10 protein-coding genes are annotated in these 8,480 nt (G+C 55.6%); 1 reads left to right on the top strand and 9 read right to left on the bottom strand.

Features of this window, described 5'->3' with window-relative positions; genetic code table 11:
- Positions 1–571: 571 nt before the first annotated feature.
- Entirely contained in the window at positions 572–925 is a 354-nt protein-coding gene (locus BLT66_RS26250; protein WP_092762907.1) for a hypothetical protein, read from the top strand.
- Between the two features lie 675 nt (positions 926–1,600).
- Here BLT66_RS26250 and BLT66_RS26245 read toward each other — a convergent pair.
- The 9 genes from BLT66_RS26245 to BLT66_RS26205 form a co-directional block, all read right to left on the bottom strand.
- A complete protein-coding gene (locus BLT66_RS26245; protein WP_092762905.1) occupies positions 1,601–2,818 on the bottom strand; it encodes a S41 family peptidase in 1,218 nt (405 codons plus the stop codon).
- A 246-nt stretch (positions 2,819–3,064) separates the two neighbouring features.
- Positions 3,065–3,610, bottom strand: coding sequence for a hypothetical protein (locus tag BLT66_RS26240; protein WP_143029318.1), 546 nt, complete (start codon positions 3,608–3,610; stop codon positions 3,065–3,067).
- A gap of 72 nt (positions 3,611–3,682) precedes the next feature.
- Positions 3,683–4,102: a DUF6188 family protein gene (locus tag BLT66_RS26235; protein ID WP_092762901.1), complete on the bottom strand. Its 420-nt coding sequence runs from the start codon at positions 4,100–4,102 to the stop codon at positions 3,683–3,685.
- Between the two features lie 121 nt (positions 4,103–4,223).
- Complete coding sequence (locus BLT66_RS26925; protein ID WP_176955181.1) at positions 4,224–4,652, bottom strand: hypothetical protein; 429 nt, start codon at positions 4,650–4,652, stop codon at positions 4,224–4,226.
- Between the two features lie 494 nt (positions 4,653–5,146).
- Positions 5,147–5,575: a hypothetical protein gene (locus BLT66_RS26225; RefSeq protein ID WP_176955180.1), complete on the bottom strand. Its 429-nt coding sequence runs from the start codon at positions 5,573–5,575 to the stop codon at positions 5,147–5,149.
- Positions 5,572–6,729 carry an ADP-ribosylglycohydrolase family protein gene (locus BLT66_RS26220; protein ID WP_369821643.1) on the bottom strand — a complete coding sequence of 386 codons (1,158 nt, stop codon included), beginning with the start codon at positions 6,727–6,729 and terminating at the stop codon, positions 5,572–5,574. The genes BLT66_RS26225 and BLT66_RS26220 overlap by 4 nt, the downstream gene beginning before the upstream one ends.
- A gap of 593 nt (positions 6,730–7,322) precedes the next feature.
- Positions 7,323–7,643 carry a hypothetical protein gene (locus BLT66_RS26920; protein WP_092762893.1) on the bottom strand — a complete coding sequence of 107 codons (321 nt, stop codon included), beginning with the start codon at positions 7,641–7,643 and terminating at the stop codon, positions 7,323–7,325.
- A gap of 77 nt (positions 7,644–7,720) precedes the next feature.
- Positions 7,721–8,005 carry a hypothetical protein gene (locus tag BLT66_RS26210; RefSeq protein WP_143029316.1) on the bottom strand — a complete coding sequence of 95 codons (285 nt, stop codon included), beginning with the start codon at positions 8,003–8,005 and terminating at the stop codon, positions 7,721–7,723.
- Positions 8,006–8,153: 148 nt separating this feature from the next.
- Positions 8,154–8,480, bottom strand: a 327-nt coding sequence (locus BLT66_RS26205) for an IS30 family transposase (protein WP_143029315.1), incomplete at its 5' end; no start/stop codon positions are given.

Below are 8,480 nucleotides of genomic sequence, written 5' to 3'. Positions count from 1 at the left end.
GACAATTGAACCAGAGGCCACGCAAGACGCTTGGCTTCAAGACGCCCGCTGAGATGTTCAGCGAAACTGTTGCATCGACCGGTTGAATCCGCCGCCACAACCAGACTTTCGCGAGATTCTCTCACTAGGACTTTTTTTGTATGTTCCCAAATGGACAAGGTAAACGCACAACACTTAAACGCGTTCGCTCAAACAGTGTCTTCGCTGTCTTACTTTGGGGTCTCAATCTCAGTCTGATTTTGGTCGGTTCGCCTGTTGAGCTCATAGTTTTCGTAGGCGTTCTGGGGAGCGTTTTAGCCCTGCGAGATTGGAGGGCAGTTCGTTTGCTCGCGAAAGAAAAAATCTACCCAGTTCACCCGAATCTAGATGTCCAGGCTCTAATCGACGGGGACATTGATATTTCAGAATATCGACGAAGGAAGGAGTCGGTGAGTTCCGCAATAAGCTCGGATACGCATTCGTCCAGTTAGGCTACAGTCGGCCAGGAGCCGACATTCGGCTTGGTAGCGGCAATGGCGTGCAGTCTTGTCACTTGACCACTACTTGAGACAGCCTATCCAAACTGGACTTCATGAGAAACAAAGCTTCTGTCCGCGTCGGTCTTGTAGTCTCGGTCTGCTGTGCAATCCTGTTTGCGGTGGTCGGCGGGTTGGAAGCATTATTTCGTCGCGGACCGAGTGGCGATGGTGCCAAGTACGTTGCCAGCTTCGCGTGCTTCGGCTTTATGTTCGGTTCAATATTGGCATTTGATGCGTTGCCTGGCGAGAGAACGCCGGGCCGCCCCCTGCTACGTATCGTGCTCAGCGCCGCTGCTGGCGCTTGCCTCGGATTGTTGTGGCAGTGGCCCGGCGAAGGCCTTGCGTTGTCGGTGGTCGTGGCTGGGGCGCTGGGGTACGCTGGTACAACATGGGCAAAATACCTGTGAGGTCCGAACATTCACGCTGGCGGACTGGGTACGGCCAGAAGCGGAAATAGAACTACGAATGAGAACCCTCCTTTTCCTGTCGTTCCCCGTCTGGGGGACGGTGATAGGCACTCAGCTATTAATCTTGCTGGGGAGTTATTGGGGTCCACAAGGCAATACTCCTCTTTACCTCATTGAGTTTATTGGAGCTTTGCTTGTGATTGGGAGTAGCCAACCAATTTTCAGCTCCCCTATCCATTACCTTTTGTAGCTTCGTCGAACGCGAGCTGAACGGTCGGCTCCATTGACTGCTTCTGGCCGACAGCGGTCAACGTCGAAATTCAGCGGCGCCCTATAGCGTCCGCTGGAATGAACGATTAGACCGCCCAGACGGAAGTTCATCTCTTAAGTATTTTAGGTGCTGGCTTATTGCTACGGACTAGCCTAGCCTCAAGGTGTGAACGCTCGAAAATCGCTGCAGGTAAGTGACGCGGCGTTCGGAGACAGTGTTTCCCGTCAGATCTAACTTACGACGTTCCTCGCGTTCAGTATGAAATCTCGAATGGCATACTGCGCATCGTGCGTATCACTGTCTCGGCGGGAAACGCGTGGAATCACTCGATTTCCCTGAAAAATTCCGAGCATGCGTTTTTGAGTTGAAGTGGCGTGAGCGACATGTGCGGTCTGACGATGGTTTCAAGGGGCTTGGCGGCTCGCCGAAAGTGCCGCCACGGCATCCTGCACCGCGGAGTCAGAGCCGGGATTGGCGAGTATCACGTCGGGCATCACGCCCGCGCCGTGGAGGCGAGCGCCGTTTGGTGAGAACCAGTAGGCCGTCGTGATCTTGAGTGCGTCGGTCGGGCTCAGGGGACGCACCGTCTGGATGCTGCCACTGCCCCATGTTTTCTGGCCAAGCAAGGTGGCCCGGCGATGGTCTTTGAGCGCGGCCGCCACGATCTCCGCGCCGGACATCGTGCTTGCGTCGATAAGCACCGCCAAAGGAACGGCGCGCAGCTCGGCCGACAGGCCTGCAAACGGATCAGGTTCATTGCGGCCGGTGTAGAACGCTGGCGCCGCCTTGTATTTGGCGTTGGATGCCGGCAGCCTGCCGTGCGTCGAAGCCACCACCGCGTCCTCAGGCAAGAACAGCGAAGCCAAGCCGATGGCCCCGCTCAGCAGACCACCAGGTGAGCGGCGCAGATCGAGGATTAGGCCGCGGCGGAACGGGTCTTGCTGCCAGGCTTCCTTGAGCGCCGCTGCCGTGTCCTGCAGGGTGTCATTGCGATATCGCGGCACCTTGAGGAGGGCTACACCCGGGGCGACCGCCGTCACGCTGGGCTTGATGCTCACCGTGGGGCGCCGTTCCACCGGTAGCGTCAACACCGTTAGGGTCGATTCACGAAATACCGTGACGGAGAAGCTGGAACCCTGCGGTCCCGCCAGAAGCGCAGCGACCTGATGGGGCTCCATGTTCGCGACCCGTTTGCCGTCGACGGCATAGAGAACGTCGCCCCAGAGAACGCCGGCCACCAGCGCTGATCCACCCAGCATAGGCTGCAGGACGATGCGGCCATCGCGCTTTTCGAGCTGCAGGCCCGACGTCACCTCGGGCTCGGTTGAGCCGTTCTTGAATACGTCGAACTCCTTTGGATCGAGGTACGCGCCGGAGTCAGGGTCTGCTTCCCGGACGATGCCTCGCACGCCGGCAATGATGAGGGCCGCAGGATCCGTGTCCTTGACTAGGTCGGAATTGATCATTCCGAACACCGCCGCCATCGTCTGAAGCTGGTCGCGGGGAAGCGGCGTCAGAGGTGTGGGTTGCGCAAAAGACGGAGGCGATGCCAACAGGCAGGCCGCCATAAGGTAGTTGGAAAAGGTTGCTTTCAAAGTTGTCTTCTGCTTGAGATTGATCATGCCTTAGCCATTCATCGGACCGCCGCTGCTCGTCGAGCGCCTCGTCGATCAGCTCGTATGTGCTCCAGTGCACGCCTCAGCAAGGCCTGGCGGCGATTTCGCGGTGGAGCGTCCGAGATACCACCTGTCCACGAGTAATCCAGCGTCCGCTTCTGGCCGACTGTAGCCGAAAGGCTGGTTGGTTCATTCGAGCCCGTAGCAGACGCCGGTGCAAGCTAACTATTGGCATCGCCGGCACACATTTCTTCATTCCTGCCGGACCTCATAGTAAGAGCCGCCTTCAACCACGCCACTTTCAAGTACAACCGTGAAAGGGTGCCAGGTGTCGTCGAACATCCACGCTTCACCTTTCAGTTCGTTTCCATGAACAGACAGGTTGCGGAAGCCATCCCAAGAAACGCGGCGGGAGCGCCAAATGACGCCTCCGGCTCTTCGATGAAGTTCAAAGTCCGTGGGACTGCAAAGCAGCAGAGCCTCACCGTTCGGAATCTCTACAACGGACTCGATGTCACCGCCAAACTCAGCAAGCAGTTCACCGGTCTCCACGTTGACTCTATAGCCTTGGCCGCCAGCGAACACGTTTGCCTCAAGCGACTCGACGTCGGCATAGACGGCCGAAAAGTTTGTCATTCCTGGCTGGAAATTGCCTATCCAGCACCAGCTTTCAGTTGAGCCAAATTCCACGACCAAACCCTCGCTATGCATGCCCAGCCCGGTCGCGCTGAATTGGCGTGGATGAGGGCCCACTCCAGGCAGTCCGGGAAGAATTTTAGGAGCGAGCGAATAATCCATGAGGTGCCTAGGTCCGCTGTTGGCCGGATTCTGCCTCATGCGCGGCAGCTCCAATGAGCCCGAAACAGACGTTCAAAACTCTTTGGTTATATCCACGGACTGTCCGCCGACGTGGAGATGATAGGACTCGAATCCATGCTCATCAATGGTCAAAAGAAGCACGGACTGACTAGAGAAAACCAGAGATAGCTCATTATTGGGGCGACGGTCGACCGAGACAATTGTCTGTCCTAATAGCTGCGTTAGGGCCGCAGCCCCTGTCGCAATATCAGAGTTTTCGGCAATGATTGTCCGCCCCAGGCTAGTCTGCAGCCGAAAGCCCGCCTCAATTTCTATCGCTGCTCCAGCTTTGGCCTTGAGCATCCCGGCCACGCTGGTATCACGGCACGTAAACAGCAGGCGTACATAGTGACGTCCGATGGAGACGTTCGTCAGCTCTTGGGTTACCAGTTCGCCTAAGGGGAAATCTTGCGGAACTGAAAATCCTGCCACTGTGAAATTTCCCCTTGTACTTCTCATCGCGACCGCTCTTGGCCGAATTCTGCCTCACACGGTCCAGCTCCAGCTGAACGCCAGCGGCGACTGTAGCGAATAGACCAATGAGCCCGCAGGTTTACCAGACCTTCCACCACGGCTTGTAAGCTTTCATCGTGAATAGAGGCCCGTCGTCATGCCCTAGCACACGGCCGCCAGGCACATAAACCTTGCCGAGTTGCGGGTCAAATACGATTAGCCCGAGGTCGTTCGACACTGACACGACGAAGGGCAACACGTCTTTACTGTGTTGCGTCAGAAACGCGACACCCCACATCGGACTTCCCGTCGTGGGGGTAATTGGGCTTTCGCTCCAAACCTCATCGTCAGTCGACTCGTCGAAGGAGGATGAGCAAGGATACATAGCCATCAGAGCTTTCGCAGCCTCCACATACCTGGGATTGGGTGATGCCCCCGATGATGCCGCCGACAACTCATTGAAGGCATCGCACGCGCCTTCAAAGCTTGCAGGGACCGACCCATCCCATATATGTAAAGCGTAGCTCATCGTTTAAATAGTCGTTTCAGTTCAATGACTGCCTGTGGCCGCATTCTGCCGGATATGCAAACGCCTCCACGCGGCTAGCAACGAGCTGAGAGGTGCCCACCCTCCGCGACACCCTGCTCCCACGCCTGATCTCCGGCCAGTTGCGGTTGCCGCAGGCCGAAGCGCTGCTGGAAGAGGCGTGCGCATAAAACATCGATTGCTATTTTTTAAATAGCTGTTTGCGCTGGTTTTATAAGCGCTAGAGGCTGATTTCATACATAAGGCAAAGCATGGCGTCCCACGCCACGCTTTGGCGGATATGTATAAAAAACCGCGTTTTCTATGCACGTGCGGGCTAACATGTATAGAAATCTGCGCTTTCTATACACATCACACCACCCACCTGGCCATGCCCATGCTGCAAGCCCTCGACTGGCGCCACAGGCAGCTCTTGGCCGAGAGTGGCCCGCTGAAGTCTACGCGGTCGGTGCTTTTAGTTCAGGGTTATCTAGTCACTAGCTCCGCCTGCGAATTTGGTCTTCGTAGGCTTGATATCGGCCAGGAAACAGGTCATCGTAGGAGGGCTCTTCAATACCCAGAACGCTGACCTCGATTCCTTCGTCGCCTACATCTTTTGAGTAGTCGACCATCCCGACTCCGCCGCTTGACTTGAGCGTCTTGCCACCGACCACTCGGACTTGAAGCTCAAGGTCGTCAGGGGTCGCGCCTGAGGTTGCAATCACGCGCTCTCGCACCGCCGCATATGCTGGCTCTGGATAGAACCGTCCAAAAGCAACCCCCATCGGGGGGTCTCCTGACTCTAAGTCGGTGGTTCCGATAACAAACTGTTTGGAAAGAACTTCAAAGCGTCGCATAGTCACATTTGGCGGCGGCCGTGAACGGCTGGTTCTGGCCGACAGCTGAAGCTTGGAAGTCGTGCTCATTGGGCATCGACTCCACGAGTTTCAGATAATTTGAGTAACTTGTCAGCCATCTCAGTCATATCGGAAACCATCGTGAGCTTGTCGCGCCACGTTTGGGGAATGCCCTGCACACCATAAAAAGCCCCTGCAAGCTGCCCGCAAATCGCGGCCGTGGTGTCAGCGTCATCCCCCAAATTGGTCGCAAGCAATATGGCGTCCTTAAAGGACGATGTTTGCACAAAACACCACAAAGCTGCTTCAAGGGAGTCAACACAGTAGCCTGTCCCTCTAATTAGGTCGCGTGGCTTAGCTCGATACTCTCCAGCTGCAATTGCGCGCACTTTTGCACTTAACGGCTCAAACGGTTTAACGTCAAGAATGTCTACCTTGCTCGCACCAGACAGCGCGGCCCGCAGCTGTAAAGCAAACAACCGAGAGCACTCGATGGCTTCTTGCGAACCGTGCGTGGTCCTTGTGCTTTCGCCAGCGTAACGCCAAGTCTCTCGCTCGTCTGCGCAATAGAACATCGGAATTGGGGCCAGGCGCATAAGAGCGCCATTCCCAGCAGTATGCGGGTCCGGTGTTCCCGCAAATGGTTCACCACTCGCTAGGTAACTGTTCAGCGCCGTCGAGACAGTAATACCGATATCGAAGCATTCGCCGGTGCTACTTAGGTAACCAACATTGCGCCAATTGCAATAGCGATTCATCTGGTCACGTGGGTCGAAGCCTTCGACGTGAATTAAGCTGGCTGCGAGGCAAAGCGCCATGGACGTGTCATCGGTCCACTCCCCTGGCTTCAGATGAAACGGCCCTCCGCCAATCATGTCCGTCACTGGCTCAAACGAACCCCGGGGACTGAATTCGACTGCCGTTCCGACCGCATCGCCAGCAGCCAGACCCAGCAGAGCACCTTGATAGCGGTTTAGCGGGCTTAGCTGTCCGGTGTCGTGTTGGTTCATTTCGATGGATGGGGATGAATCGAAGTTTTTTCTGAGTGTCCGCTCTTGGCCGCATTCTGCCTTGTCCAGACCTAATCGCGTCACCGTCTTAGCTTCCAGACGGCTGTTGACGCAACCACCGCGAGCACCAAGCCACCGTAAAACATCACCGCGGCGAAAGCTGGTTGTCGGCAGCGAGCATTCGATGCAAACAGGCCATAGGTCCCAGAGCATTCCACGAATGCGAGAGACGAGGAAGACATCCCCCAGAGTAGGCCATACGCAGCGACGAAAAGCATCACTGGCGCAAGCACAAACAAAACTGCTCGCGTGGGTCGCCGGTACGCGGGGTTCATGAATGTCTCCTTCTGGCCGAATGCAGCCAGGTTTGTCCTGTTCATCAGAACTATCTTATGGTGACAGAGTTGATACTCCAACCTGCGCGATCTTTTGTCGCCTGCACATGAAAACAGTTGCCCCCTTCCTTACACAAGAAGAATGCCGCCTGACCTTTGGCATCACCCTCTGAAAAGTTAAAGGGCTTAAACAGTGGCATGGATAGCTCATCCGAGGACAAACTAAATTGATTTTTTACTTGATACCGTGCTTTTTCGAAAACTGATGAACTCTGCACCACTCTCCGTCCCGCGAAAGCGACGACGAAAATGATGCACGCCAGCAATGCCAATGTTATCGACAACTTTTTAGCCAATCTACGGCACCCTTCCTCTCAAAATCTTACCTAACAGCCGCTATTTCAAGATGTCCGGTTCTGGCCGTATTCTGCCGTATTAGGTGCGGCTAACCAGGGACCCAAAGCAGACATGTCAGACGGGTTTCTCCGGCAACCTGCCCGCAACTATCGCAAAGAGAACTGAGTGATCAACTTCACCCAGGTTTGAGACGAACCCGAAGCCTCCGTCCCGCCGAAACATTGCAACCCAGTCGTAAAGCTCATCTGAGAGCCATGCGGGTGATGAATTTAGCAACTCAATAGAAGCGCCATTCGCCAATTGCTTGGCGACCCAGAATGTTGCGTCCGATCTAAGGGCGTCCAACCGTAAGAAGCCGGTCTGTCGCTCCGTGGCATAGGTTGTCTGCACCATCGAGTGCAACTGCTTTATGAGCTCATTAATTGGCGTATTCATTATTCTTCAATAGCCGCTTCTGGCCGGTTGTCGTCAAATACCGCATGCGGCTAGAGTGTCTTAATGGCGCCTTTTGCTTAAGTCATCGACCTAAAAATCGCAGCAACTGAAAAGATAGCTATCGCAGCGGCGGCAACAATGAGCAGGGCACGCGGGATTTGACGATTTACGGCCCTTTGGCGTTCTCGCTCCTGCTCATATCCTGCCGCCTGCGCTTTCAGGTCAACGACCGTCGCATTGATTTCGCCTACGAATGCCGAAACGTCCCGGCGGTCCAGTACGCGCTGCAGTGCTTCAACGGCTTCTTCAACCATGACGCCCCGCCGCGTAACTACGAGCGTCGCCAACTCTTCGTCGGTCATCCGAGAGTATTGGTTCAGAAAGTACTCAACCCGTCCAAGGTCCATCAATGAAATTCCGTGTTATCGAACTTTAGCAATCGGAGGACCGCTTTTGGCCGATAGTACCTATTCGCCAAACACCTGCCAACGGCAGCAATCAGCGGCGGATTCAACCGGTCGATGCAACAGTTTCGCTGAACATCTCAGCGGGCGTCTTGAAGCCAAGCGTCTTGCGTGGCCTCTGGTTCAATTGTCTCGCAATCGCGTTGAGCTGTAGCTGTGAGTAGCCAGAGATGTCGACGCCCTTCGGCATGTACTGTCTGAGCAGCCCGTTCGTGTTCTCATTGCTTCCACGCTGCCAAGGGCTTTGCGGATCGCAGAAGAAGACCTGGATGTCGGTAGCCATCGTGAAGCGCTTGTGTGCTGCCATTTCCTTGCCTCGATCCCAGGTCAATGACTTGTACAGTTCCTGGGGCAGCTTGCGCGCGTTCTTGAT

The organism is Rhodoferax sp. OV413 (genome assembly GCF_900104385.1).
In the GTDB taxonomy this organism is placed as follows: domain Bacteria; phylum Pseudomonadota; class Gammaproteobacteria; order Burkholderiales; family Burkholderiaceae_C; genus Rhodoferax_B.
This window is presented reverse-complemented; position numbering and strand designations above follow the sequence as displayed.